Annotated in this window: 20 protein-coding genes; 7 read left to right on the top strand and 13 right to left on the bottom strand. The window is 54.5% G+C overall.

What is annotated here, in order from left to right; all coding sequences use genetic code 11:
* Window positions 1-176: 176 nt before the first annotated feature.
* Window positions 177-1,385, top strand: coding sequence for an aldose 1-epimerase family protein (locus JKP81_RS13570; RefSeq protein WP_200552152.1), 1,209 nt, complete (start codon window positions 177-179; stop codon window positions 1,383-1,385).
* Between the two features lie 62 nt (window positions 1,386-1,447).
* Here the strand turns inward: JKP81_RS13570 and mpl are convergent, their stop codons facing one another.
* Window positions 1,448-2,830, bottom strand: a complete 1,383-nt coding sequence (gene mpl / locus JKP81_RS13565; RefSeq protein ID WP_200552151.1) for a UDP-N-acetylmuramate:L-alanyl-gamma-D-glutamyl-meso-diaminopimelate ligase — start codon at window positions 2,828-2,830, stop codon at window positions 1,448-1,450.
* Between the two features lie 280 nt (window positions 2,831-3,110).
* On the opposite strand from mpl, the gene fbp reads away from it, so the two are divergent.
* On the top strand, window positions 3,111-4,109 hold the full coding sequence (fbp, locus tag JKP81_RS13560) for a class 1 fructose-bisphosphatase (RefSeq protein WP_200552150.1): 999 nt from the start codon (window positions 3,111-3,113) through the stop codon (window positions 4,107-4,109).
* 45 nt (window positions 4,110-4,154) lie between these two features.
* Here the strand turns inward: fbp and JKP81_RS13555 are convergent, their stop codons facing one another.
* The 6 genes from JKP81_RS13555 to ytfQ form a co-directional block, all read right to left on the bottom strand.
* Window positions 4,155-4,652 carry a DUF2569 domain-containing protein gene (locus tag JKP81_RS13555; protein WP_200552149.1) on the bottom strand — a complete coding sequence of 166 codons (498 nt, stop codon included), beginning with the start codon at window positions 4,650-4,652 and terminating at the stop codon, window positions 4,155-4,157.
* Window positions 4,653-4,666: 14 nt separating this feature from the next.
* Window positions 4,667-6,232 (bottom strand): methyl-accepting chemotaxis protein, encoded by a 1,566-nt coding sequence (locus JKP81_RS13550; protein ID WP_200552148.1) that lies wholly within the window; start codon window positions 6,230-6,232, stop codon window positions 4,667-4,669.
* Between the two features lie 110 nt (window positions 6,233-6,342).
* The gene (gene yjfF, locus JKP81_RS13545; protein WP_200552147.1) at window positions 6,343-7,341 is read right to left on the bottom strand and encodes a galactofuranose ABC transporter, permease protein YjfF; all 999 of its coding nucleotides are present in this window, start codon (window positions 7,339-7,341) and stop codon (window positions 6,343-6,345) included.
* A complete protein-coding gene (gene ytfT, locus JKP81_RS13540; protein ID WP_200552146.1) occupies window positions 7,328-8,353 on the bottom strand; it encodes a galactofuranose ABC transporter, ATP-binding protein YtfT in 1,026 nt (341 codons plus the stop codon). The genes yjfF and ytfT overlap by 14 nt, the downstream gene beginning before the upstream one ends.
* A 10-nt stretch (window positions 8,354-8,363) precedes the next feature.
* The gene (gene ytfR / locus JKP81_RS13535) at window positions 8,364-9,866 is read right to left on the bottom strand and encodes a galactofuranose ABC transporter, ATP-binding protein YtfR (RefSeq protein WP_200552145.1); all 1,503 of its coding nucleotides are present in this window, start codon (window positions 9,864-9,866) and stop codon (window positions 8,364-8,366) included.
* 54 nt (window positions 9,867-9,920) lie between these two features.
* Complete coding sequence (ytfQ, locus tag JKP81_RS13530) at window positions 9,921-10,877, bottom strand: galactofuranose ABC transporter substrate-binding protein YtfQ (protein WP_017459125.1); 957 nt, start codon at window positions 10,875-10,877, stop codon at window positions 9,921-9,923.
* Window positions 10,878-11,276: 399 nt separating this feature from the next.
* Here ytfQ and ppa point away from each other — a divergent pair, with 399 nt between their 5' ends.
* Complete coding sequence (gene ppa, locus JKP81_RS13525; protein WP_008460444.1) at window positions 11,277-11,807, top strand: inorganic diphosphatase; 531 nt, start codon at window positions 11,277-11,279, stop codon at window positions 11,805-11,807.
* 186 nt (window positions 11,808-11,993) lie between these two features.
* On the opposite strand, the gene JKP81_RS13520 is transcribed toward ppa, so the two are convergent.
* The 3 genes from JKP81_RS13520 to tamA are packed head-to-tail and all read right to left on the bottom strand — an operon-like array spanning window position 11,994 to window position 17,853.
* Window positions 11,994-12,344: a gamma-glutamylcyclotransferase gene (locus JKP81_RS13520; protein WP_020456270.1), complete on the bottom strand. Its 351-nt coding sequence runs from the start codon at window positions 12,342-12,344 to the stop codon at window positions 11,994-11,996.
* Window positions 12,345-12,346: 2 nt separating this feature from the next.
* Window positions 12,347-16,123: an autotransporter assembly complex protein TamB gene (gene tamB / locus JKP81_RS13515; RefSeq protein WP_200552144.1), complete on the bottom strand. Its 3,777-nt coding sequence runs from the start codon at window positions 16,121-16,123 to the stop codon at window positions 12,347-12,349.
* The gene (gene tamA / locus JKP81_RS13510; protein WP_200552143.1) at window positions 16,120-17,853 is read right to left on the bottom strand and encodes an autotransporter assembly complex protein TamA; all 1,734 of its coding nucleotides are present in this window, start codon (window positions 17,851-17,853) and stop codon (window positions 16,120-16,122) included. The genes tamB and tamA overlap by 4 nt, the downstream gene beginning before the upstream one ends.
* A 245-nt stretch (window positions 17,854-18,098) precedes the next feature.
* Between tamA and msrA the strand changes: the two genes are divergently transcribed.
* Window positions 18,099-18,743 carry a peptide-methionine (S)-S-oxide reductase MsrA gene (gene msrA / locus JKP81_RS13505; RefSeq protein WP_200552142.1) on the top strand — a complete coding sequence of 215 codons (645 nt, stop codon included), beginning with the start codon at window positions 18,099-18,101 and terminating at the stop codon, window positions 18,741-18,743.
* A 181-nt stretch (window positions 18,744-18,924) separates the two neighbouring features.
* On the top strand, window positions 18,925-20,259 hold the full coding sequence (locus JKP81_RS13500; protein WP_017459132.1) for a hemolysin family protein: 1,335 nt from the start codon (window positions 18,925-18,927) through the stop codon (window positions 20,257-20,259).
* Between the two features lie 73 nt (window positions 20,260-20,332).
* On the opposite strand, the gene JKP81_RS13495 is transcribed toward JKP81_RS13500, so the two are convergent.
* Complete coding sequence (locus JKP81_RS13495; RefSeq protein ID WP_004857160.1) at window positions 20,333-20,539, bottom strand: DUF1107 domain-containing protein; 207 nt, start codon at window positions 20,537-20,539, stop codon at window positions 20,333-20,335.
* A 335-nt stretch (window positions 20,540-20,874) separates the two neighbouring features.
* On the opposite strand from JKP81_RS13495, the gene JKP81_RS13490 reads away from it, so the two are divergent.
* Window positions 20,875-21,432 (top strand): YtfJ family protein, encoded by a 558-nt coding sequence (locus JKP81_RS13490; protein WP_200552141.1) that lies wholly within the window; start codon window positions 20,875-20,877, stop codon window positions 21,430-21,432.
* Here JKP81_RS13490 and cysQ read toward each other — a convergent pair.
* Window positions 21,426-22,166, bottom strand: a complete 741-nt coding sequence (gene cysQ / locus JKP81_RS13485) for a 3'(2'),5'-bisphosphate nucleotidase CysQ (protein ID WP_200552140.1) — start codon at window positions 22,164-22,166, stop codon at window positions 21,426-21,428. The two genes, JKP81_RS13490 and cysQ, sit on opposite strands and share 7 nt — an antisense overlap.
* 189 nt (window positions 22,167-22,355) lie before the next feature.
* On the opposite strand from cysQ, the gene JKP81_RS13480 reads away from it, so the two are divergent.
* Entirely contained in the window at window positions 22,356-24,299 is a 1,944-nt protein-coding gene (locus JKP81_RS13480; RefSeq protein ID WP_200552139.1) for a bifunctional 2',3'-cyclic-nucleotide 2'-phosphodiesterase/3'-nucleotidase, read from the top strand.
* Here the strand turns inward: JKP81_RS13480 and JKP81_RS13475 are convergent, their stop codons facing one another.
* Window positions 24,300-24,710, bottom strand: a complete 411-nt coding sequence (locus JKP81_RS13475) for a helix-turn-helix domain-containing protein (protein WP_200552138.1) — start codon at window positions 24,708-24,710, stop codon at window positions 24,300-24,302.
* Window positions 24,711-24,732: the final 22 nt, after the last annotated feature.

The raw sequence follows: 24,732 nt of genomic DNA, 5'->3' as shown, positions 1-24,732 counted from the left end.
CATATTTACCACACACATAGCTTTCATTTCATAGATAAATGCGATCAATACCAGCTATTTGCCTTCTCATCCTCGCTCATTTTCAGCAAATGAAACGGATCACATTTTCTCCCCTGCGCAAAACGTAGATTTCAGCCATGGTGCAAATAATCGATTCAGCTAAAAAGGACAAAATGATGAAAAAAACCGTAATGCTTTCCGCACTTGCTCTACTTGTATCTGCTCCGGTAATGGCGAAAACCTGGGTGCTGACAAGTGCTGAAGGCGGCGTAGAGCAAGGAAACTGGCGGATCAGCAGCGATCAGCTGAACATCAAAGATCAGCAGTTCAGCATTGAGCAGGTAGTGCTGCATGGTGGTAAACAAGAGGGCAGCAAAGTCATCAAACTGAGCAGTAAAAACGGCCTGACTATCGCGCTAAGTCCGACGCGCGGTATGAATTTGCTCTATGCCGACGGTTTTGGCGTGCATATGGGCTGGAGTTCACCAGTAAAAGAGGTCGTTAACCCGGCATTCATCAATCTGGAAAGCCGCAACGGTCTCGGCTGGCTGGAAGGTTTCAACGAAATGGTGGTGCGCTGCGGTTATGAGTGGACCGGCCATCCGGTAACGGCGGACGGACAGATTTACACCCTGCATGGCAAAGTCGGTAACACGCCCGCTTCGCAGGTTTCCGTCGATGTTAGCGAAACGGCGCCCTATGAAATTCGCATTCGCGGATTAGTGAAAGAGAGCACTTTCAAAAAAGCGGATCTGCAAACAGAAATGGAACTGCGCTACATTCCTGGCAGCAACAGTTTCAGCTTGCATGACGTGCTGACCAACCACGCTGACTATCCGCATGATTACCAAATCATCTATCACAGCAATTTCAGTAAGCCGATCCTTGAACAGGGCGCGCGCTTTATTACGCCGTATGAAAACGTCAGCCCATTCAATGATTACGCCAAAAAGGGGCTGAAAGCGTGGCAAACCTACGCCGGACCAACCAAAGGCTTCGATGAGATGGTGTTTAATATCAAGCCGCTGGCTGACGCCAGTAAACAGACTGTCGCGGCATTGCTGAACAAGGCCGGAGATAAAGGCGTGGCGATTAGCTACAACACCGAACAATTGCCGGTGCTGACGCTGTGGAAAAATACCGACACGGAAAAACAGGGCTACGTCACCGGTATCGAACCGGGCACCAGCTACGCCTATCCAGTCACTATTGAACGCGAACAAAAACGCGTGAAACAGTTGCAACCGGGCCAGAGCACCCGCTTCGATTTAACCTATACGCTGCTGCACAATAGCGGCCAGGTGGCTGAAGTCGAGAAACGCGTGCAGGAAATCCAGGGCAGCAAAACCCCGCAGTCGATTGAAACGCCGATGGCGAAAGAGTAACGCGCAGGCATAAAAAAACCGCGCCTGGTTGTGGGCACGGTTTTTTATTTTACTTAATGCAATCAGGCGTTTTCAGCAGCGAGTTGCGCTTTTTTCGCCAGCCCGTCGAGCAGCTTCTGGTGGATACCACCAAACCCGCCGTTGCTCATCACCAGAATGTGATCGCCCGGCTGGGCGCTTTTGACAATCATCTCCGCCAGCGTATCGATATCCGCACTCCAGTACGCAGGCTGCACGCAGGCGTCCGCCACTTCCGCCACCTGCCAGGGAATATGCGGCGGCTGCAGCAGGTACACTTCGTCAGCACGTCCCAGCGACGGTGCCAGATCGTCTTTGCAGATACCCATTTTCATGGTGTTTGAGCGTGGCTCCAGCACGGCGATAATTTTCGCGGTGCCGCCCACTTTCCCGCGCAGCGCCGCGAGGGTTGCCAGGATTGCCGTCGGGTGATGGGCAAAATCGTCATACACGGTCACGCCATTGGCTTCGCCACGCAGCTCCAGACGGCGGCGCGCGTTGATGAAAGAGCCCAGCGCGTTCGCCGCATCTGCCGGGGCAACGCCAACATGGCGCGCGGCGGCAATCGCCATCAGGCCGTTATGCATGTTGTGCTCGCCCACTAAGCCCCAGTTCACCTGGCCGACGCATTCGTTATCCAGCCACACTTCCCAGTTAGAGGCGTCGGTGTTCAGTTTTTTCGCCTGCCAGTGGCCCTGCTCGCCCACCAGTTCCTGCTCGCTCCAGCAGCCCATCGCCATCGTCTGTTTCAGGTTGATGTCGTTTTCCGGCCAGATGATTTTCCCCTGCCCCGGTACGATGCGCACCAGGTGGTGGAACTGTTTCTGAATCGCTTTCAGATCGTCGAAAATATCCGCATGGTCAAACTCAAGATTATTGAGCACCAGCGTGCGCGGGCAGTAATGGACGAATTTGGAACGTTTGTCGAAGAAGGCGCAGTCATATTCATCGGCTTCAATCACGAAGAACGGGCTGTCGCCCAGACGCGCCGAGACATCAAAGTTGCCCGGTACGCCGCCAATCACAAACCCCGGTTTATAACCGCAGGCTTCCAGAATCCAGGTCGCCATGCCTGCCGTGGTGGTTTTACCGTGCGTACCGGCAATCGCGACAACCCAACGGTCGCGCAGCACAAAGTCATGTAGCCATTGCGGCCCCGACATAAACGGAATGTTCTTTTCCAGCACCGCTTCCACACAGGGATTACCGCGCTTCATCACGTTGCCGATGATGACCAAATCCGGCGCCGGATCGAGCTGGCTGGCGTCATAACCTTCAATCAGTTCAATCCCTTGATTCTCAAGCAGCGTGCTCATCGGCGGATAGACACTGTCGTCCGAGCCCGTTACCTGGTGTCCCAGCGAGCGCGCCAGCATTGCCAGCCCGCCCATGAAAGTGCCACAAATCCCCAAAATATGAATGCGCATACGTCATTATCCTTTCTTAAACTGGCGCACATTTTACTCATATGTTTCACTGCAGAGAAATGCATTTCAGGATAATCCGTATGTAGCTGGCGCGATTCACCTGTGCGCGGACTTTTGAATGTTTGTTAGTATTGTTGCAGGACCTTCGCGTTTTCGTTTGCGAAAGCTCTGGCTGTTACGGCGTCAGCTGTTTACTATCCGGAACTTGCTGTGAGCAGCAACCTGAAAACCACAGGCTACAATCGCTTTACTCCATCATGAAAAATGCAGGGAAAGTGTTATGAAAACGTTAGGTGAATTTATTGTCGAAAAGCAGCATGAGTTCTCGCATGCAACGGGTGAACTGACTGCTTTGCTGTCGGCGATAAAACTGGGCGCCAAGATCATTCATCGCGATATCAATAAGGCCGGTCTGGTCGATATCCTGGGTGCAAGCGGTGCTGAAAACGTGCAGGGCGAGCAGCAACAAAAACTCGACCTGTTCGCGAACGAAAAACTGAAAGCCGCACTCCGCGCCCGCGATATCGTGGCTGGGATCGCCTCTGAAGAAGAAGATGAGATCGTCGTTTTCGAAGGCTGCGAACACGCCAAATATGTGGTGCTGATGGATCCTCTGGATGGTTCCTCCAACATCGACGTTAACGTCTCCGTTGGGACAATTTTCTCCATCTATCGCCGCGTAACGCCAGTCGGTACGCCGGTCACCATGGAAGACTTCCTGCAACCGGGCAACAAACAAGTCGCCGCTGGTTATGTCGTTTACGGTTCGTCCACCATGCTGGTTTACACCACTGGCTGCGGCGTACACGCCTTCACTTACGATCCGTCACTTGGCGTGTTCTGCCTGTGTCAGGAGCGTATGCGCTTCCCGGAGCGTGGCAACACCTACTCCATTAACGAAGGCAACTACATCAAATTCCCGCAGGGCGTGAAGAAATACCTGAAGTTCTGCCAGGAAGAAGATAAAGCGACCAACCGCCCTTACACCACGCGCTACATCGGTTCGCTGGTGGCGGATTTCCACCGTAACCTGCTGAAAGGCGGGATCTACCTCTATCCAAGCACCGCCAGCCACCCGGAAGGGAAACTGCGTCTGCTGTACGAATGCAACCCGATGGCTTTCCTCGCTGAACAAGCGGGCGGTAAAGCCAGCGACGGCAAAAACCGCATTCTGGATATCCAACCGGAAAGCCTGCATCAGCGCCGTCCGTTCTTTGTCGGCAACGAGCACATGGTGGATGACGTAGAACGCTATCTGCGTGAGTTCCCGGACGCCTAATCGGCCGGGTACAATGAGAGAGCGCCACGATTGTGGCGCTTTTTTTTAGCGCACGAAGGTGCGTTTGACGCGAATGGACACCAGGAAATAGGGGATCCAAATCGCTGCGCTTACCGCGTTACGCAGCAACGGCTTAACGTTATCGTAGACGTAAGGCAGATCCATAAGCTGATGTGCCAGCACTAAATCCATCCCGTAAAACGCAAGCCAAAGCAGCAGAAAACCAATGAAAAAACGCGGAAGCTGACGCTTTTTGCGAAAGAACAGGCTCGAAACGAACAGCGTGTAAGCAAACATCGCCACAAAGAAAACCAGCTCAAAAATAAGCAGCCCTTTCTGCCCTGCGACGAACGCGCCGTCGTGCTCCATCAGTTCCTGAACGGTCGTGTTGATTGACACAATAATCGTCAGCAGAGAAAGCACCAGCGAGATCGCCGGAACAAACAGCCAGCCGCGAATTTTTTTAAACTCGCGCGCCTCGCACTCCGCGCAGAAATCACTCTCTTTCAGCGCGTCCTTATCGCATTGAATACAGATTCCCATGTCGTTGCCTTTCGTTATCCCTGCGTCTGTAAACGGAATGAAGCCATTGCCTGCAACAATTCGCGCGACTGCTCTTCCAGCGAACGGGTCGCCGCAGAAGATTGCTGCACCAGCGCCGCATTTTGCTGTGCGGTTTCATCCATCTGGCTGACGGCGATATTCACCTGCTCAATACCGCGACTCTGCTCCTGCGACGCATTGGCGATTTCGCGCATCAGTTTGGTCATGCGCAACACTTCTTCAGCGATTTCGTCCATCGTTTCACCGGCCTGCATCGCCAGATCGCTGCCTTCAGACACCTGCGCCTGCGAGCTGCTGATGAGCGCCCGGATCTCTTTCGCCGATTCGGCGCTGCGGCTGGCAAGGTTACGCACTTCACCGGCTACGACTGCAAAACCGCGCCCCTGCTCACCCGCGCGTGCCGCTTCAACGGCGGCGTTCAGCGCCAGAATATTGGTCTGGAAAGCAATGGCGTCAATCACGCTAAGAATGTCGGCGATACGATCGGAGCTGGTGGAGATATCGCGCATTTTTTCAATCACATAGCAGACCATTTCGCTGCCGCGATCGGCGGTATCGGAAACCGTCTTCGCCAGTTTGTGTGCCTGTTCGGCGTTGTCGGCGTTCAGTTTCACCGTGGCGGTGATCTGCTCCATGCTGGCCGCGGTTTGCTCCAGCGATGTGGCGGTCGATTCCGTACGCTGCGACAAATCGATGTTGCCCGCCGCCAGTTCACGGCTGCCGGTATCAATTTGCGAGCTGGCATCACGCACGCGGGTGACCGAACCCACCAGCGACTGGCGCATCTCTTCGATGGCCGCGTTCAGCCGGTTAAATTCTTTGCTACTGACATCGGTTTTCAGGTAGGTCAAATCCCCTGCCGCCACCTGTTCCAGTTGCTGAATGGACGTATCCAGCGGCTTGAGCAGCAAATGGCGCAGCGCCAGCCAGGCCAGCACGATGATCCCGGCCACCAGCAACGCCACCACCAGAATCAGCAGCATAACGCCGTTTTTGCTGCTCTGAACGGCGCTCACTTCCGCTTTGCCGCGCACTTCGCCCCATTTCTGGAATGCCTGCATGTCGTTGTCGAACTGGCGGGAGATAGGGATCAGTTTGTTTTCCAGCAGGTCATAATAGGCATCGGCGCTCTGTTGGTTGAGCGCATCCTGCATCGGTTTAATGCCCTGATTGACATAGTCGCCGTAGCTTTTCGCTAACGCCGCCAGCAGTGCGGAACCTTGTTCGTCATCAACGCCCGCCTTAATCACCCCCGTAAGCGATTGCTCACCGTGTTCAATTTCGCCATTGATCATTTTCACCGATTTGGCGGCATCATCCAGCAAACCGACTTCCATCATGCGCACGGCCTGGCCCGCTTCATTACGCGCACGCAGGATCAGCGTGTAACCTTCGCTCAGGCGCGCCATCTTTTCGCCCTGAAGCTGGCTAATTCGCTCCAGCGATGAGGAACTTTTATTGAGTGCATAAACTCCGATGCCGCTAACCAGCAACAGGAGAAACGTCATAACAGCCAGCAAAGAAAGTAAACCAGTACGGATCGAAAGCGTTTTAAGCATGATGTGAATCCCGGTAGCAGCGATACTTTTTGGCGTAAATTAAGCCGATTCGTCAGTTATCGACCGCCACCGGAATTACTTTAGGGAAAAATAGTCATTTCAATATGTTATTACTTTGTTGCCGTTGTGCTAACTCGTGTAACAGGCGAGCTTTGGCGGTTCTCCCACAGCACCGTTAAGCCACGTTGCAACGCGATAAAAATAAACAACAGAATGCCGATGGCAATCTTGGTCCACCAGGAACTGAGCGTGCCATCGAAGTTAATATAGGTCTGGATAAGCCCCTGAATACCCACGCCAAACAGTGTGCCGAGCACCGTGCCGACGCCGCCACTCAGTAATGTGCCGCCAATCACCACCGAGGCGATGGCATCCAGCTCAACCCCCACGCCCGCCAGCGCGTAACCGGCCTGGGTGTAAATCGAAAAGACAATCCCCGCCAGCGTCGCCAGCCCGGTCGAGAGCATATAGATACGAATGGTGGTACCGCGCGTTGAGATACCCATCAGGTTCGCGGAAGTGGCGTTACCGCCAATCGCGTAGACTTCATTGCCAAAACGAGTGCGGTGTGCGAGGAAAATACCGATTACCACCACGAACAGCATCAGCAGCCCCATTGCGCTCAAACGTCCGCCGCCGGGGATCATCCACGCCATGCTGGAGAGCGAATCATAAATCGGGTGATTAATTGGAATGGACTCTTCCGAGAGCAGGTAGCTTACGCCGCGCAGGAAAAACATCCCCGCCAGGGTGATGATAAACGCCGGGATTTTTAACGCGTCGATCAGAAGCCCCATAAACGCGCCAAACGCGGTGCCCATCAGCAGAATCAGCGGGAATGCCAGCAGCGGCGAGATGCCCCAGTCACCAATGGCTTTCGCCAGAAAAACCCCGGTAAAAGCAATCACCGAGCCGACGGATAAATCAATGCCGCCAGAGAGGATCACGAAGGTCATACCAACGGCGATAATCCCCAGAAAAGCGTTATCTGTGAGGATGTTACAAATCACGCGCGTTGACGCAAATCCGGGAAACTGCGTCAGGCAGTAGAGGTAGCCGAGCACAAACACGCCCAGCGTTATCATCAGCGGTAAATTACGTTTTATCATGGCCGCGAGCTCCTTTAATCAGCGCGATAAAGCGCGGCGACTGAACAATCAGTACGCACATCACCACCACCGCTTTCACCACCTGGTTGAGTTCCGGCTGGAAACCGGAGAGCAAAATGCCGGTATTCATACCCTGAATAATCAGCGCACCCACCACCGACAGCACAAGATTAAAGCGCCCGCCCATCAGCGAACCGCCGCCGATAACCACCGCCAGAATCGCGTCTAATTCCAGCCACAGCCCGGCGTTGTTAGCATCCGCCCCGCGAATGTCCGCCGCGACAATCACCCCGGCTATCGCCGCGCACACGCCGCTCAGCACGTAAGTCAGCATCACCACAACACGGGTATTCACACCGGCGTTTTTCGCCGCGCGAATATTGATGCCCACCGCTTCAATGAACATGCCGAGCGCGGTTTTGCGCGTGAACAGCCAGAACAGCACCAGCGTGACCAGCGCGATAATCACCGGGGTTGGGAATAGCAGCAGCGAACCGCTGCCCAACCAGGCCAGCGACGGGGCGTTAAAGGTGACTATCTGCCCGGAGGTGATCAACTGTGCGACGCCGCGCCCGGCGACCATCAAAATCAGCGTGGCGACAAACGGCTGGATCTTCAAAATCGCCACCAGAATACCGTTCCACAATCCAGCCAGCACACCAGTGCCAATCGCCGCCAGCACCACCACCGTCAGGCTGTATCCGGCAACCGTTAACGACGCCGCCGTCGCGCCGGCAATCGCCATCACCGCCCCGACCGACAGATCAATACCGCCGGTGGCAATCACCAGCGTCATACCAATGGCCAGCAGCGCCACCGGCGCGGCACGGTTAAGAATGTCTATCGGGCTACCGAACAGGCGACCATCCTGTAACACCACCTGATAAAAATGCGGCGCGACCAGGCTATCCACCACCAACACCAGCAGCAGCGCTATCAACTGCGGCGTTCCGGTCGGCCAGTTAAAACGGCGCTTTGGCGGCGTCGTTTGGCCAAGTGATTGAGGCATCACACTCTACTCCTTACGCCGCAATGGCATTCATGATCGCCGGAACGGACAACTCAGCGAGCGGGATCTCCGCCACCTGTTTACGATCGCGCATGATAATCACCCGATCCGCATAACCGACCAGCTCTTCCAGTTCGGACGAAATAACCAGCAGCGCGAGACCATCGGCACAGAGGGTTTCGATCAGGCGAATGATCTCCGCATGCGCCCCCACATCGATACCACGCGTTGGCTCATCGAGGATCAGGAATTGCGGGCGCGTCAGCAGCCAGCGGGAAAGCAACACTTTCTGCTGGTTGCCGCCGGAAAGAAACTCAATTGGCTGCTCGGCGCTCGGTGTGCGAATGCCAAGCTGGCGAATGAAACGCTCGGCAATCGCGTTCTGCTCTTTGCGCGGGATCGGCCGCAGCCAGCCGCGCTGCGCCTGTAACGCCAGTACAATGTTTTCCCGCACCGACGCAGCGGCGATAATGCCGTCGGTTTTGCGGTCTTCCGGGCAAAAACCGATGCCCAGACACGAAGCCTGGTGCGGTGAGCGTAAGGATTGCGACTTGCCTTTGATGGTCGCGCTGCCGCTGTCGGCGGGTTTAATGCCAAAAATCACTTCGGCGGTTTCGGTGCGACCCGAGCCTAACAACCCGGCCAGACCGACAATTTCACCGGGGCGCACTTCCAGATCGAACGGGGCGATCACCCCTTTTTTGCCGTAACCATTGAACGCCGCCACCGGTTTTTCACTCAGTAGCGTGCGCCCGGCGCGCTGCAGGGCGTTGCTTTCCAGCTCACGGCCCAGCATCATTTTGACCAGCTCTATTTGCGGCAACTCACTGGTCGGTTTGCAACCGACAAAACCGCCGTTGCGCAGCACGGTGATGCGATCGCTGACTTCATAGACTTGATCGAGAAAGTGGGTGACGAAGATCAGGCTAACGCCCTGATCGCGCAACTGGCGCATCAGGGTAAACAGCATCTCCACTTCCTGGGTATCGAGGCTGGCGGTGGGTTCATCAAGGATCAGCACCTTGGCGGAGAGATCGATGGCGCGGCAAATGGCCACAATCTGCTGCATCGCCACCGAATAGCGGTTAAGCGGCTCGCGCACATCCAGCGAGAAACCGTAAGACTCCATCAATTCAGTCGCGCGTTTTTCCATCTCTTTACGACGCAATAAACCAAAACGCCGGGGTTCGCGACCAATAAATAAGTTATCCGCCACCGACATGTTCGGCAGCAGGTTGACTTCCTGGTACACCGTCCCGATGCCGAGCTGCTGGGCGTGGGCGGTATTTTTCGGATCGATTTGCTGGCCTTCCAGCCAGATGGCGCCTTTATCGGCGTGGTAAACGCCGGTTAATGCTTTAATCAGCGTCGATTTTCCCGCGCCGTTTTCCCCGAGCAGGGCCATGATTTCACCGCGGCGCAGGCTGAAATCCACGTTATCGAGCGCTTTTACGCCGGGAAAGAATTTACTTAAGCCTTCGGTACGCAGGATTTCCTGGTGTGCTTCCGCGTTCATTGTTGACCCCTTACACATTTACCCTCTCCCCGCCGGGGAGAGGGTTTTTGCGACTCAGTAACCCATGTTTTTCTTTTTCTCTAACTCCTCTTTCGCCGTATCCGGCAGATAGAGCGTCGATTTGGTTATGGTCAACTTCGGCGGCATGGTGCCATCTTTTTTGTATTTCTCCAGCGCGTCGAACGCCGGGCCTGCCATATTTGGCGTCAGCTCAACGCTGGCATTGGCTTCGCCGTCGATCATCGCTTTGTAGATATCCGGCACGCCGTCAATAGAACCGGTGAGAATGTCTTTACCCGGTTTCAGACCCGCTTCTTTGATGGCCTGGATAGCGCCGATCGCCATGTCATCGTTGTGGGCGTAAACCATGCAAATGTTTTTGCCGTTGTTTTCCGCCTTGATAAAGCTCTCCATCACCTCTTTACCTTTACTGCGGGTAAAGTCGCCAGACTGAGAACGGATGATTTTGATGTTAGAGGCTTTCGAAATGGCTTCAGCAAACCCTTTCTTACGATCGATCGCCACGCTCGCACCCACGGTGCCTTGCAGCTCAACAACGTTACACGGTTTGCCATCGACCGTTTTCACCAGCCAGTCACCAATCAGCTTGCCTTCAAGGATGTTGTCGGCGGTCACCGTAGTCATGTAGAGCGATTTGTCTTTGACATCGATGGAGCGGTCGAGCAAGAACACCGGTATTTTGGCGTCTTTGGCTTCTTTCAATACCGGCTCCCAGCCTGTTGCCACCACCGGCGCGATAAAGATGGCGTCAACGCCCTGGGCGATGAACGAACGTACCGCTTTGATTTGGTTTTCCTGCTTCTGCTGGGCGTCAGCAATCTTCAGCGTAATGCCGCGCTTGCTGGCTTCGCTTTTGGCGACATTGGTTTCAGCGGCTCGCCAGCCGGATTCAGATCCGACCTGCGAAAATCCTACGGTTAACGGGGCGGCCATTGCCATAGACGACATGGCTGCCGAAACTGCTGTGACAAGAAGTAAGCGCTTCCACATAAGAGCATCCTCGAGGGTTATTGTTGGCTACAACTTCACCTGCGGGAAAACTATAGACAATCGAGGATGTAACAGAATGCGTTACATCACAAATCGGAAAAGTGAATGAATTGTTGATGACCAGTTGCGATCTGGCGCGCGAAAAGCGCGGTTTTAATTCACCTCATTTATCCATTGAAATTGCAGAAATTTACTGCGTACGGATTAGAATGAAATTTCGCTGTAATCGGTTACACAAATTTATTGATGATGCTGCTATGGTTATGGATAAAACGGTCAAAAATGGGTGTCAGAAAGCGTCTGAAAAAGTGTGAGTAAGTTAAAACAGCCCAAGACATTCACCGCCAGTTGGCTATAATACCCGGCACTTGTTTGCCACACATTTTAAAGGAAACAAACATGAGCTTACTGAACGTCCCGGCGGGTAAAGATCTGCCAGAAGATATCTACGTTGTTATCGAAATTCCGGCTAACGCTGACCCGATCAAATACGAAGTCGACAAAGAGAGCGGCGCGCTGTTCGTAGACCGTTTCATGTCCACCGCGATGTTCTATCCGTGCAACTACGGTTATATCAACCACACCCTTTCGCTGGATGGTGACCCGGTAGACGTGCTGGTGCCGACGCCGTACCCGCTGGAGCCAGGCTCTGTGATCCGCTGCCGTCCGGTTGGCGTGCTGAAAATGACCGACGAGTCTGGTGAAGATGCCAAACTGGTTGCTGTTCCGCACACCAAACTGAGCAAAGAGTACGATCACATTAAAGATGTGAACGACCTGCCGGAACTGCTGAAAGCACAGATCACCCACTTCTTCGAGCACTACAAAGATCTCGAAAAAGGCAAATGGGTGAAAGTGGACGGCTGGGACAACGCTGAAGCTGCTAAAGCAGAAATTATTGCCTCTTTCGAGCGCGCAGCGAAGAAGTAATCCGTTTTAGTGAAAAAAGCCCCGGTGCGTGTAATGCGACCGGGGCTTTTTTTCGCCCTGGTTTTGTGAGCTGTCGGGTTAATGCCGGATGCGGCTTAACCTTAGCCAGGCACCAAAACGGGATAGTGCGGATAAGCGGAGCGCGCAAAGAAAAACCGCGCCAGCGGCGCGGTTCTCTAAGCGTGATTACTTCTGGTACTGCTCGCGGTCGAGCCAGTTACCGCTCTCGATTAAGGTTTTTCCCTCAACCGAACGCTGGTAAACATACATCCAGGCGCTGCCATAAGGCGTCTGGATCAACTGACGTTTGTACTCGCCGCCCGCGGTGCGCAGAGCGTCCAGCTCACCGAGCGTTGCTGCGTCGATGCGATAAACTTCGCCCTTGACGCTTCCTTCACCGGCTACTGCGCCGGGATAGTGCCCCAGACTATACAGCTGATGATTTTCGACACAAAAGTCCCCCAGCCACTGAGCATTGGTCATCCAGTGGCTGTTGCCCTGCTTGCGTCGTAAACTGCCGTAGACAAATATTCGCATTGCTAAAACTCAAACTGATAGAGCAAATCTAGTGCCTGATCTACGCCAGACACCGCTTCAAGATACAGCTTAGGCATCAGGCGATAACGTAACGTGAGAGTCGCCAGTGAGTCAAAAATTCCTACACCATATTTTACTTGTAGACCCGGTAGCACATAGCCGCTAACCACCACCTGCGAGGAGTCGCCGACGCCCTGGGTGTCCAGCGCCAGATTGCTGACGCCAAAAGTCTCGCCGATTTTACCCACAACCTGCCCACTTTGTGCAACCCCTAAGCCAATCAGCATTGATGTCATTGCCGCACTGTCGCTCTGTTCGCTCTCCAGCCCCTGACCACGCAGCAGGTACGAGAGCGCTTCTTGTTGCGACATCGCCGGATCGGAGAAGATCTCCGCTTTCGGCTCATCGGCGGTACCGGTGACGCGGACCCCGGCAATCACATCGTTTTCTGTCGATTCCGGGTTACGAATCGCTTCGATATTCAGCATCGGTTGATCCGGCGGCCCGGAGAATAGCAGTTCGCCTTTACGCACCAGCAAATCCTGGCCGTAAGCATGGAAACGCCCTTCCGGGATGTTGATCTGCCCGTTCAGGCCCAGCCCCTGCTTATCCTGCGCTACTTTCAGATCGCCCGTCAGCCGCGCTTTCAGGCCGAATGCATCGAGCCGCACGTTGTTGCCGACATGCACCGTCAGGTTGCTGTTGATCGGAATCGACGCGCTTTTGGGTTGCTCAGGCTGCAAGTCGTTATTCAGCATCACTTCATCACTGGAGACGCCGACCGCGTTTTCTGGTAAGTCATGCACCACGATGCGCGCCCACGGCACGTCCACGTTGCCATCCAGCGTAAACAGGCTTGGCGTCGCTTCGAATACCACATCCGGCGAGACATCCAGGCGCACCATCGGCGGCACGGTAATGCGCACTTTGCTGCCTTTCGCCGCCACGCGCGCGCGCCAGTTATCAATCTGGCTCCAGTCGGCATCGCCGCTCAGGTTGATCTGCCCCTGCCCGGTACGCACCACGCCTTGCAAGGTCGAACTCATGCCGTTGAAATTCATCGCCAGCTGGCTGGGCTGCATATCAAACGGCATAAAGTTGCCGTCAATGTCCAGACCGTTCAGCCCCAGTTGCCCGAAGAGCTGCGGGCTTTGCACGTTGCCGCCAAGGCGTAAACTGGCATTCAACGTGCCTGCAGCTTTCTCGCCCCGGCTGAAAATGGCGTTCGCCATCGCCAGCGAGAAGTTGCGAATATTGACGTTGCCGCCCAGATTGCGCCGCCCTTGCGGATCGGTGACCTGCACCTGGCCGTCGAATTGGCCGTTATTGGTCAGGCGGATCAGCCAGCCGAGATCGGCCCGGTTATCACGTAGTTTTGCGTTGAGATTAAGGGTGTCAAACGCGAGCGGCAGCGGCGCGTCATTCACCACCTGCGTCACTTTCACGCCGCGCCCGGAGAGCGTCACCTCACCCTGCGGTAGCCCCTCTTTAGTGGTGTCCCAGCTGACATCCGCATTACCGCTGAACACACCGCTTGCTTGCGTGGTTTCCGGCATAAAGGGCTTCAGCATCGCCAGGTCGAAGCGGTTCAGGTTCACCACCGCGCGGCCTTCTGCGCCTGCGTCGATGGTTTGCGGAATGCAAAGTTCAGCGTTCGGGTTCAGCCAGCAGTGCGGGCCGATAGCAATTTTCTGCTCCTGATTGCGGTAATCCAGCGTCACCGGGCGGTTAATCGACCACGGCCCAACCGGCGTGGCAAAGCGCGTATCGCTCAGTGTCCCTTTCCAGCGCTGCTGCTGGCGGTCAAAACTGCCTGCCAGATTAAGCTGGCCGGAAACCGGCTCGCCCTGCACGCGCAGCTGCAGTTTATGCTGTTGCTCATTGCCGTCCGCCGCCAGCGTCACCAGGCTGAGGTTCACGCCTGGCTGGGCAATGCGTTCCACGCGTACGTTCAGTTTGCCGCCAATCTGGTCGCTGGATTTCACATCGCCTTCCACGCGCACGCGAGCCACGGAAAGTTCCTGCCAGCGCAGATTATTGGCGGTGATATCCGCCAGCGCCTGTGGCGCATCCACCGTACCGCGAATTTTCACCAGCCCTTTCGCCGTACCGCCCAGCCCTGGCAACGCGTTATTCAGCCCCGGCGCATCAATCGTGGCATCAAGATTGAGATCTTTAACGCCCAACTCGCCTTTGATATCGGCGCTGTTTTTTCCCAGCTCGAGGTGCAGGCCGGGAATGGTCCACTGTAAATAGCTGTTACCTTTAAGCTGCCCGTCAACGTTGACCTTGTTCTGCTTCACGTTGCCGCTCAGTTTCAGCTCCGGCACCTCCATTTGCCAGCTACCGCCATACAGGCTGCCGCGCGTTTTGATGAGGCCATTCAGTTTTGACGGCCACTCCGGGAAGGCTTTTGCGGTATCGATATCTTTCAGCGTTAATTCACCGCGCCAGCTGATGGCCTGCTGCCAGTCGAGCAGCGCTTTCAACTCGGTTTTACCTTCCAGCGCAGCGATAACCAGTTTATCGAGGTTCAGTTGCTGCTCGTTGCCCTTACCATCAAGCGTAATGGTCGCAGGCGGTAGATCCTGGCCTTTCACCGCCGTGCGAAACGCCAGCGTATAGTCGGTCATTTTGCCGGTGAGTTTCAGGTTCAGGTCATCGGCCTGGTACTGCTTTTCGCCGGTAAACGGCCAGTAAAGCTGCTTACTGGTTATCTCCAGATCCAGCGGCAAACCGGCTTCGGCCAGTTGTGTTTGCGCGCGCAAATCCATGTCAACCGGACCGGAGAGGTTCACGCCAACGTCGAGTTGCTTACGCATTTCGCCGCCGACTTTCAGTTTCACCTTCTCGCCTTTCAGCGGATCGATATTCAGCGTGGTATTGAGCGTAATATCCACCGGCCAGGTATCGCGCAACTGGGCACTACCGGTGGCGCGCACCTGCCCCTGGTTGGAATCCACATCCAGCGCGTCGAGCTTCATCTGCCCGTCGATACTGCTCACTTTCAGCAATAAGCTGCGCACCAGGATGTCGGTATCGCCGGTGAGACGCAGTTGTTCGCCGCGAAACGCTTCAATATTGAGATTGAGCGGCAGGTGAACATCGGTCATTTCCGGTAGCAGCGGCTTTTCAAACAGCGCTTTCATGGTTTCGCCGAGCGGTTTTTCCTGCGGCTGCGGGTTCTGGATTTTCGGTTCAACGACCTCTTTTTGCGCCACATCGGCCACTTTCGGCAGGGCAATTAACAACCCTTGCAGCGAGGTCGGTTTCAGCGTCAGGTTTTTCTCCTGCCAGTTCAGACCGGTGGTGAAATCCATTATCGAGACGGTGGTGTCGTCGATTTTGATGTTTACATTGTTGAGCGCCACCCGGCTTAGCGTTATCGGGTATGGCGTGGAGAGGTTCAGCGGCCCGCTCTCTTCCTCTTTTACCGGTGCGGCGGGCGGCATTTTTTTGCTGTCGATAACGACATTGATATCTTTCAATGACAGATCGTTCACGCACAGGCTGCTGTCGCGCAGGCAGCCGAGCTTCACCGCCAGATGCACTTCGCCCGCGTTAACCGCCACGCCCGGCTGGGTAAAACGGATATTTTTTAGCGTGAGATCGCGCCAGCCGCCGGTCACCTGGCTGATTTCCAGCCCCGGCACCCAGCGGTTGGCCGCTTTAAATAACAGATGCAGCCCGCTGGTAGTGCCAACCAGAAAGACCACGGTGCCCAGCACCAGCAGGATAAACACCAGGACGCCGAGGCTGATTTTCTTCCATAAACTCATAATTCCGGCCCCAACCCGATGTAAAACTGTAATCCGTGTTCTTCTTTATCGCCGACCGGTACGGCGAAATCGAGCTTGATAGGCCCGACCGGCGACTCCCAGCGCACGCCAACACCCGCGCCGGTTTTCACATTACTGCGCCGGATATCGCTCACCGCTTCGCCACTATCGACAAACGCCGCGCCCCACCATTTGCCGGTGACGTTGTACTGATACTCCAGTGAACCGGTCGCCAGTTTGGAGGCACCAATCAGCTTGCCGCTGTCATTTTTAGGCGCGATAGATTTGTATTTGTAGCCGCGAATACTGCGATCGCCCCCGGCGAAGAAGCGCAGATCCGGTGGCACGCGATCAAAATCGCCGGTTTCGATCCAACCCAGATTGCCGCGCGCCACAAAACGGTGGCGATCGTAAAGGGTGCGGATCCAGACGTTTTGCGCCTGCAAAACTAAGAAATCGACATCCGATCCCCAGGCAGTATTCGAGTAATCCACCGAGTAGCGCTGCGAATCCCCCCAGGTTGGCATCAGGCCGCCGCGCGAGCGGGTACGGCTGATCATCACGCCTGGGTAAAGCAGCATAGTGGTGTTAGTAACATTCGCCTGGGTAAAGTGATCGAGGCTCCAGCGCAGGTTAATGGCGCGCTGCCAGCCGCTGGAGAGATCCCAGTATCGCGACAGCGCGAGCGTGGTGGAATCTGCTTCGGTGTCGTTCAAATCGGTACGCTTAAAGCCGCCCTGCACCAGGTAATATTGTTCAAGCGGGTTTTTCAGCAGCGGCATCTTGTAGCTGAAATCGAGCTGCTGTTCCGGCGCGGAGATGCTGGTGCTGGTGGTCAGGCTGTGACCGTAGGAGTTCATCCACGGCTTTTTCCATGTTGCTTTGACGCGCGGCCCGACATCGGTCGAGTAGCCCACCCCGGTTTCAATGGTGTTTTCCGTGCGCGGTGACACCACGCCTTTAAGCGGCAACACTTTGGTTTTACGCGCTTTATCAAACTCTGGCGCGACAACGACCGAATTAAACCAGCCGGTGGCGGACAGGCGGCGGTTTAGCTCTGCCAGATCCTGCGTCTGGTAATAATCCCCTTCGTGGAAGGGCACCAGGTTTTGCAGGTATTCGTCGCGGATTTGCGAGCCTTCAAACGTAACCGTACCAAAGCGGTAACGCTGGCCGCTGTCGTAATCGATATCCCAGAACGCCTGGCGGCGCTCAAGGGCAATGCCAAGCTGGCTTTTAAGGAACTGACTGTCGAAGTAGCCTTTACGCAGCGCCACGCTGGTGAGCGATTTTTTGAAATTGTCGTAATCGTTATGGTGCAGCACCGTGCCGATAGCGGGGCGTTTTTTGAGTAAGTCGAGATAATCACTGTCCGTACGCGCGCCGCCGCGCAGGATCACGCTATTGCCACCAATGCGCACCGGTTCACCGGCTTGCACACGCGCAATCAGCACCTGGCGCCCTTTCGCCGGTGGCGGCCGCAGTTCGAAATCGATGGTGGGTTCGTAATAGCCTAAGGCTTTTAACCCTTCGCGAATGGCGTCATCCACGCGCGCCTGAAAACGGCGGTCCGGGGTCACTTCATCACTTTCAATGGTGGACAACTGGGCGCGCACGTTTTTTTGCAGCTCCCCGGTTAGCCCCTCCAGTTGCAATCGCACATTGGCGGCGAAAGCCGTTTCGCCCACCAACAGTAAAGCGGCAAAACATAACAGACGGATCTTTGGCACGTTCTCTCCTGAATATCCTTGTTCCCACCCCTGGAAGGAAACGTAAGCGCAGCTCCGCGCTGAGCCAGGTTTTGCCTTACGACAGAACACAAGCCGATAAAAACCCGTTAACACAGGTTGAAAAACAGACGACTACCCCAAAATTTCTTATGTTTAAATCTAGTCTGCTTTATGGCGTTTATTGTGTTAAAACACAGGCCGCAACACAACCCTAACCGCAATTAGCCCCTCCGGGAGGTATCACCGTGAGTCTGTTCGATAAAAAAGAGCTTGTTTCCCAATCAGATGCATTGCCCGGACGCAATACACCGATGCCCGTTGCCAGTTTACATGCTGTTAACGAGCATTCAATGAGTCATGTTCCGGAAGGAATGGAAGTCGCCCTGTTCGCGATGGGCTGTTTCTGGGGCGTGGAACGCCTGTTCTGGCAGTTAGACGGGGTTTATAGCACGGCTGCTGGCTATACCGGCGGCTACACGCCGAATCCGACCTACCGCGAAGTCTGTTCCGGCCTGACCGGCCATGCGGAAGCGGTGCGTGTGGTTTACGACCCGAACGTGGTGAGTTACGAAAAACTGCTGCAGGTTTTCTGGGAAAACCACGATCCGGCGCAGGGTATGCGTCAGGGTAATGATTCGGGCACCCAGTACCGTTCCGGGATTTACCCGCTGACGCCAGAGCAAAGCGATGCCGCACAAGCCAGCCTTGCGCGCTTCCAGCAAGCAATGCGCAGCGCAGGCGACGCGCGCCAGGTGACGACCGAAATCAAAGCCGCGACGCCGTTCTATTACGCGGAAGATGAGCATCAACAATATTTGTATAAAAACCCGCACGGCTACTGCGGTATCGGCGGTATTGGCGTTTGTTTGCCGCCGCAGCTTAACCCTTAAAAAGCTGCAGCTTTTATCGCCGAAAAACGGCGCAAATTAAGCCTCTGGCAGCCTGCAACAGGCTTACGCTATACTACCCCTCGAAATTGCCGGTCCACCGCTTCGGGCCGGCTTTCATTAGTGTTTACCACATGGATATTCAAAACCCCTTCCGAGGATCCGGTTAATAGCTGGATAAATTATGTTAAACAGTATCTTAGTCATACTCTGTCTGATCGCGGTAAGTGCGTTTTTCTCGTTGTCCGAGATCTCACTCGCCGCATCGCGAAAAATTAAGCTCAAACTGCTGGCCGATGAAGGCAATATCAACGCGCAACGCATTTTAAAAATGCAGGAAACGCCTGGTATGTTCTTTACGGTGGTGCAAATCGGTCTTAACGCCGTTGCCATTCTTGGCGGTATCGTCGGCGACGCGGCATTCTCCCCCGTTTTTCACGGCCTGCTGATCAATGTCGTTTCACCGGAGCTTGCCGAACAACTTAGCTTTATTATCTCTTTCTCGCTGGTAACCGGGTTGTTCATCCTGTTTGCCGATCTCACCCCGAAACGCATCGGTATGATTGCGCCTGAAGCCGTGGCTTTGCGTATCATCAACCCGATGCGCTTCTGCTTATTTGTTTTCCGCCCGCTGGTCTGGTTTTTCAACGGCCTGGCCAACGTCATTTTCCGCATCTTCAAACTGCCGATGGCGCGTAAAGATGACATCACCTCTGACGATATTTACGCGGTGGTGGAAGCCGGTGCGTTAGCCGGGGTGCTGCGTAAGCAGGAACACGAACTGATTGAGAACGTGTTTGAACTGGAATCGCGCACGGTGCCGTCATCCATGACCTCACGCGAAAACGTCATTTGGTTCGATCTGCACGAAGATGAGCAGAGCCTGAAAAAGAAAGTGTCGGAACATCCGCACTCGAAGTTTCTGGTCTGTAACGATGATATCGACCACATTGTCGGCTATGTCGATTCCAAAGATCTGCTCAACCGCGTACTGGCAAACCAGAGCATGGCGCTGAATAGCGGTGTGCAGATCCGCAATACGTTGATTGTTCCGGATACGTTAACGCTCTCTGAAGCGCTGGAAAGTTTCAAAACCGCTGGCGAAGACTTCGCGGTGATCATGAACGAATACGCGCTGGTGGTGGGCGTTATCACCCTTAACGATGTAATGACGACACTGATGGGCGATCTGGTTGGTCAGGTGGAAGAGATGATCGTCGCGCGTGATGAAAACTCGTGGCTGATTGACGGCGGTACACCGATTGATGACGTGATGCGCGTACTGGATATCGATGAATTCCCGCAGTCCGGAAACTACGAAACCATCGGTGGCTTTATGATGTTTATGCTGCGTAAAATCCCGAAACGCACCGATGCGGTGAAGTTTTCCGGCTACAAATTCGAAGTGGTGGACATTGATAACTACCGCATCGATCAGTTGCTGGTAACGCGCATTGATACCCGCGCGGCGGTGTTAACGCCGAAGCTGCCGGATGCCGAAGGTAAAGGCGCGGCGTAATCTACCGCAGAAATGTCAACGGCCCCTTTGGGGCCGTTTTTTATAGTACTTGAACTACTGCATAGCACAGCTGTTAAGCCATCTCGGTCTGCAAACGCAGCACCTGACGGTTAACTTCAGACATGACAGACAGATGCTGTTTGTCTTTCACTTTCGGGATAAGGATTTTGCCCTTATCGAACTCGAAAGCGCCAACGTCCTTGATATACAACCGTCCACGAAACAGGATTTTTACGTACTTAGCCACCTGAAGTGGGTTGTAACGCTGGAAAATTTTCATTCTTGTATCTCCTGTGAAACATTACGCTCTTGCGGTTCCACAATCGGACCAACGTAGGTGAGCGCAAATTTTAATGCTCAATGACTATAGTTCAGAACCTAACCTATACATAGTGTGAATAACTTTATTTACCTTTTGATGACAATTATTCAGAATATTCTTTTCAACACCTTACTCTGCGCAGTATAAGCCCACATTTTTTCGCGGTTATGTGCGTTCGCCCGCAAACTGGCATCCAGATTGCGGGAAAAAGGCATTGATCGCATTTATGATTAAAACGCGAGCCCAAGTGGTCGGATCACCTGCACAAACACAAGAGATAATAAGGAAACGCCATGACCCTACGTAACATCCTGGCAGCGACATGCCTGTTACTGCCGCTGGTTGCTTCAGCCCATAATTTTGAAAACAACCAACGCGTGCCGCCTGTGGGCATAGCCGACAGAGGGGAGTTGATGCTGGATAACGACAAGTTTAGCTATAAAAAATGGAATAGCGCCCAACTTCCAGGCAAAGTGCGAGTGGTGCAGCATATTGCTGGTCGAACGTCAGCAAAAGAGAAGAATGCCGCGCTGATTGAAGCGATCAAATCCGCAAAACTGCCGCACGATAAATACCAAACCACCACCATCGTTAACACCGATGACGCCATTCCCGGCAGCGCGATGTTTGTGCGCAGCAGTATCGAAAGCAATAAGAAGCTCTATCCGTGGTCACAATTTATTGTGGATAGCGAAGGCGTGACGCGCAAAGCCTGGAAACTGGACGAGGAGAGCTCGGCGATTGTGGTACTGGATAAAGACGGGCGCGTACAGTACGCAAAAGATGGCGGGCTGAGCCAGCAAGAGGTGCAGCAAGTCATCGACCTGCTGCACAAGCTGCTTAATCAGTAGAGCGAAACCCGAAAGCCGGGGTTGAGGAAGGATTCACGCGGGGTGTAATCCAGTGTGCGTCCCTGCCAGTCGTGAACATGCGCCCCGGCGGCGACCGCCACCGCATGGCCCGCCGCCGTGTCCCAGACGCTGGTTGGCCCAAAGCGCGGGTAAAGCTGCGCTTTGCCTTCCGCCACCAGGCAGAACTTCAGCGAAGAGCCAATCGCGGTGGTCTGGTGTTCGCCAAGGTGCTGTAAATACTCTTTCAGTTCATCGTCCGCGTGTGAGCGGCTCACCACCACCAGCGGCGGACGGGCATCGCGCACCTGAATCTGCTGATGATGCCCCGCTTCATCTTTCCACGCTTTCCCTTCTGCGGCGGAATACATCACTTTCAGTACCGGTGCGTAAACCACGCCGAGCACCGGTTTTCCGTCCTCAATTAGGGCAATATTGACGGTAAATTCGCCGTTGCGCTTGATGAACTCTTTGGTGCCGTCCAGCGGATCCACCAGCCAGTAACGTCCCCATGTCTGGCGAACCTCCCAACTGGGCGGATCTTCTTCAGACAGCACCGGAATGTCCGGTGTCAACGCCTGTAAGCCGCGCACAATCACCCCGTGGGCGGCAATATCGGCGGCTGTCACCGGTGAGTCATCCACTTTGCTGGTGACTTCCATCGGCTTATGCCCATCGTAGACCTGCATAATGGCATCGCCCGCTTCGCGCGCGAGCTGGCAAATTGCATCTAACATTTTCCACCTCTTCTGTTCAGTGGTTTGTAACTCATTGTTTTACTTATATCGTATTGCGGCGGAATCTGCCATCTGTGATAGCGATTGCGTTTTCTTTGCGCGCTTTTATGGCAGTATTCACAATTCTGTAAGCAACAAAATGTACATAACACTTTCTTTTGTGGCTTAGATCGAAAAAGGATGCCTCTGATGATTAAGTTTAGTGCAACGCTTCTGGCCACGCTGATTGCGGCCAGCGTGCAGGCTGCAACGGTGGATTTACGTATTCTGGAAACCACTGATTTGCATAGCAACATGATGGATTTTGATTACTACAAAGACACGGCGACGGAAAAATTCGGCCTGGTGCGCACCGCAAGCCTAATTAACGCCGCGCGAAATGAAGTCAAAAACAGCGTGCTGGTGGATAATGGCGACTTAATCCAGGGCAGCCCGTTGGGCGATTATATGGCGGCGAAAGGGCTGAAAGCAGGGGAAGTTCACCCGGTGTATAAAGCGATGAACACCCTTGATTACGCCGTCGGCAACCTGGGCAACCACGAATTCAACTACGGTCTGGATTACCTGCACAAGGCGCTGGCTGGCGCGAAATTCCCGTATGTAAATGCCAATATCATTGATGCGAAAAGCCAAAAGCCGCTCTTCACACCTTACTTAATCAAAGAGACGCCGGTAACCGACAGCGAAGGCAAAACGCACTCGCTGCGCATCGGTTATATCGGCTTTGTGCCGCCGCAGATCATGGTCTGGGATAAAGCCAACCTGAGCGGCAAAGTGACGGTGAACGACATCACCGAAACCGCGCGTAAATATGTGCCGGAAATGCGCGCCAAAGGCGCGGATTTGGTGGTTGTGGTCGCACACTCCGGACTGTCGACTGAGCCGTATCAGGCGATGGCGGAAAACTCCGTTTATTACCTCAGCGAAGTGCCAGGTGTTGATGCGATCCTGTTTGGTCACGCCCATGCCGTCTTCCCGGGTAAAGATTTTGCGGCGATAAAAGGCGCGGATATCAAGAAAGGAACGTTGAACGGCATTCCGTCCGTGATGCCTGGCATGTGGGGCGATCATCTTGGCGTGGTCGATCTGGTGCTGAACAATGATTCTGGCAAATGGCAGGTGCGCGAATCCAAAGCCGAAGCGCGCCCGATTTATGACGCGGCGGCGAAAAAAGCCCTCGTTGGCGAAGACAGCAAGCTGGTGCAGATCCTCAAGCACGATCACGATGCCACCCGCGAGTTTGTCGGTAAACCGATCGGCAAATCCGCCGACAACATGTACAGCTACCTGGCGCTGGTGCAGGACGATCCGACCGTGCAGGTGGTGAACAACGCGCAAAAAGCCTACGTTGAGCACTTTATTCAGGGCGATCCGGATCTGGCAAAATTGCCGGTGCTTTCCGCTGCCGCACCGTTTAAAGTGGGCGGTCGCAAGAATGATCCCGCCAGTTATGTCGAAGTGGAAAAAGGCCAGTTAACCTTCCGCAATGCCGCCGATTTGTACCTCTACCCGAACACGCTGGTGGTGGTGAAAGCGACCGGCAAAGAGGTGAAAGAGTGGCTGGAGTGCTCCGCCGGCCAGTTTAACCAGATCGATCCGCACAGTGATAAGCCGCAAAGCCTGATCAACTGGGACGGTTTCCGCACCTATAACTTCGATGTCATTGATGGTGTGAACTACCAGATTGATGTGACGCAACCGGCGCGCTACGACGGCGAATGCCAGAGTGTTAACCCGCAGGCAGAACGTATTAAAAATCTGACCTTTAACGGCAAGCCGATTGATCCGAACGCCGTGTTCCTCGTCGCGACCAATAACTACCGCGCCTACGGCGGCAAGTTTGCCGGTACCGGCGACAGCCATATTGCCTTTGCCTCGCCGGATGAAAACCGCGCGGTGCTGGCGAAGTGGATAAGCGATGAAACCCAACGCGCAGGCGAAATTCACCCGGCTGCCGACAACAACTGGCAACTGGCGCCCATTCACAGCGACACCAAGCTGGATATTCGTTTTGAAACCGCGCCCACGGACAAAGCCGCCGCGTTTATCAAAGAGAAAGCTCGCTACCCGATGGCGAAAGTCGCCAACGACGAGATTGGCTTTGCTATCTATAACGTTCAGTTAAACAAGTAGTTATTCAACCAACGCCTGCTGGCCTTCCCGTTCATCGCGGAAGGCCAGTACCTGCGGAACATTCAGTTCGATCCAGTCAGCAAGCGCAGCGACTTTCTCGCTTACCTGCTCACCCAGCGGGGTCAGGCTATACTCGACATGCGGCGGCACCACCGGGTAAGCCACGCGGTTGATAAAGCCATCCTGCTCCAGCCATTGCAGGCTCTGCGCCAGCATCTTTTCACTGACGCCGCCCATTTTGCGGCGCAAATCGCTAAAGCGGTGAGTGCCATCGCGTAGCGCCACCAGAATCAGCACCCCCCAGCGGCTGGTGACATGTTTCAGAATATCCCGCGAGGGACACTGCTCGGCGAACAGATTGCCGTCGCGGATCTGTTCACTCAATGTTTGCGGTCGGGATTGCGTTTTCATACTTACCTTTTTGTACGTACTT

The organism is Kosakonia sp. LAM2021 (genome assembly GCF_016620385.1).
GTDB classification, from domain to species: domain Bacteria; phylum Pseudomonadota; class Gammaproteobacteria; order Enterobacterales; family Enterobacteriaceae; genus Kosakonia; species Kosakonia sacchari.
The sequence above is the reverse complement of the archived record's forward strand: the minus strand, read 5'-3'. Positions and strand labels throughout refer to the sequence as shown.

Coding starts and splice junctions, on each gene's coding strand:
- JKP81_RS13570 (WP_200552152.1), top strand. CDS start 177: ATGAAAAAAACCGTAATGCTTTCCGCACTTGCTCTACTTGTATCTGCT.
- mpl (WP_200552151.1), bottom strand. CDS start 2,830: ATGCGCATTCATATTTTGGGGATTTGTGGCACTTTCATGGGCGGGCTG.
- fbp (WP_200552150.1), top strand. CDS start 3,111: ATGAAAACGTTAGGTGAATTTATTGTCGAAAAGCAGCATGAGTTCTCG.
- JKP81_RS13555 (WP_200552149.1), bottom strand. CDS start 4,652: ATGGGAATCTGTATTCAATGCGATAAGGACGCGCTGAAAGAGAGTGAT.
- JKP81_RS13550 (WP_200552148.1), bottom strand. CDS start 6,232: ATGCTTAAAACGCTTTCGATCCGTACTGGTTTACTTTCTTTGCTGGCT.
- yjfF (WP_200552147.1), bottom strand. CDS start 7,341: ATGATAAAACGTAATTTACCGCTGATGATAACGCTGGGCGTGTTTGTG.
- ytfR (WP_200552145.1), bottom strand. CDS start 9,866: ATGAACGCGGAAGCACACCAGGAAATCCTGCGTACCGAAGGCTTAAGT.
- ytfQ (WP_017459125.1), bottom strand. CDS start 10,877: ATGTGGAAGCGCTTACTTCTTGTCACAGCAGTTTCGGCAGCCATGTCG.
- ppa (WP_008460444.1), top strand. CDS start 11,277: ATGAGCTTACTGAACGTCCCGGCGGGTAAAGATCTGCCAGAAGATATC.
- JKP81_RS13520 (WP_020456270.1), bottom strand. CDS start 12,344: ATGCGAATATTTGTCTACGGCAGTTTACGACGCAAGCAGGGCAACAGC.
- tamB (WP_200552144.1), bottom strand. CDS start 16,123: ATGAGTTTATGGAAGAAAATCAGCCTCGGCGTCCTGGTGTTTATCCTG.
- JKP81_RS13500 (WP_017459132.1), top strand. CDS start 18,925: ATGTTAAACAGTATCTTAGTCATACTCTGTCTGATCGCGGTAAGTGCG.
- JKP81_RS13495 (WP_004857160.1), bottom strand. CDS start 20,539: ATGAAAATTTTCCAGCGTTACAACCCACTTCAGGTGGCTAAGTACGTA.
- JKP81_RS13490 (WP_200552141.1), top strand. CDS start 20,875: ATGACCCTACGTAACATCCTGGCAGCGACATGCCTGTTACTGCCGCTG.
- cysQ (WP_200552140.1), bottom strand. CDS start 22,166: ATGTTAGATGCAATTTGCCAGCTCGCGCGCGAAGCGGGCGATGCCATT.
- JKP81_RS13480 (WP_200552139.1), top strand. CDS start 22,356: ATGATTAAGTTTAGTGCAACGCTTCTGGCCACGCTGATTGCGGCCAGC.
- JKP81_RS13475 (WP_200552138.1), bottom strand. CDS start 24,710: ATGAAAACGCAATCCCGACCGCAAACATTGAGTGAACAGATCCGCGAC.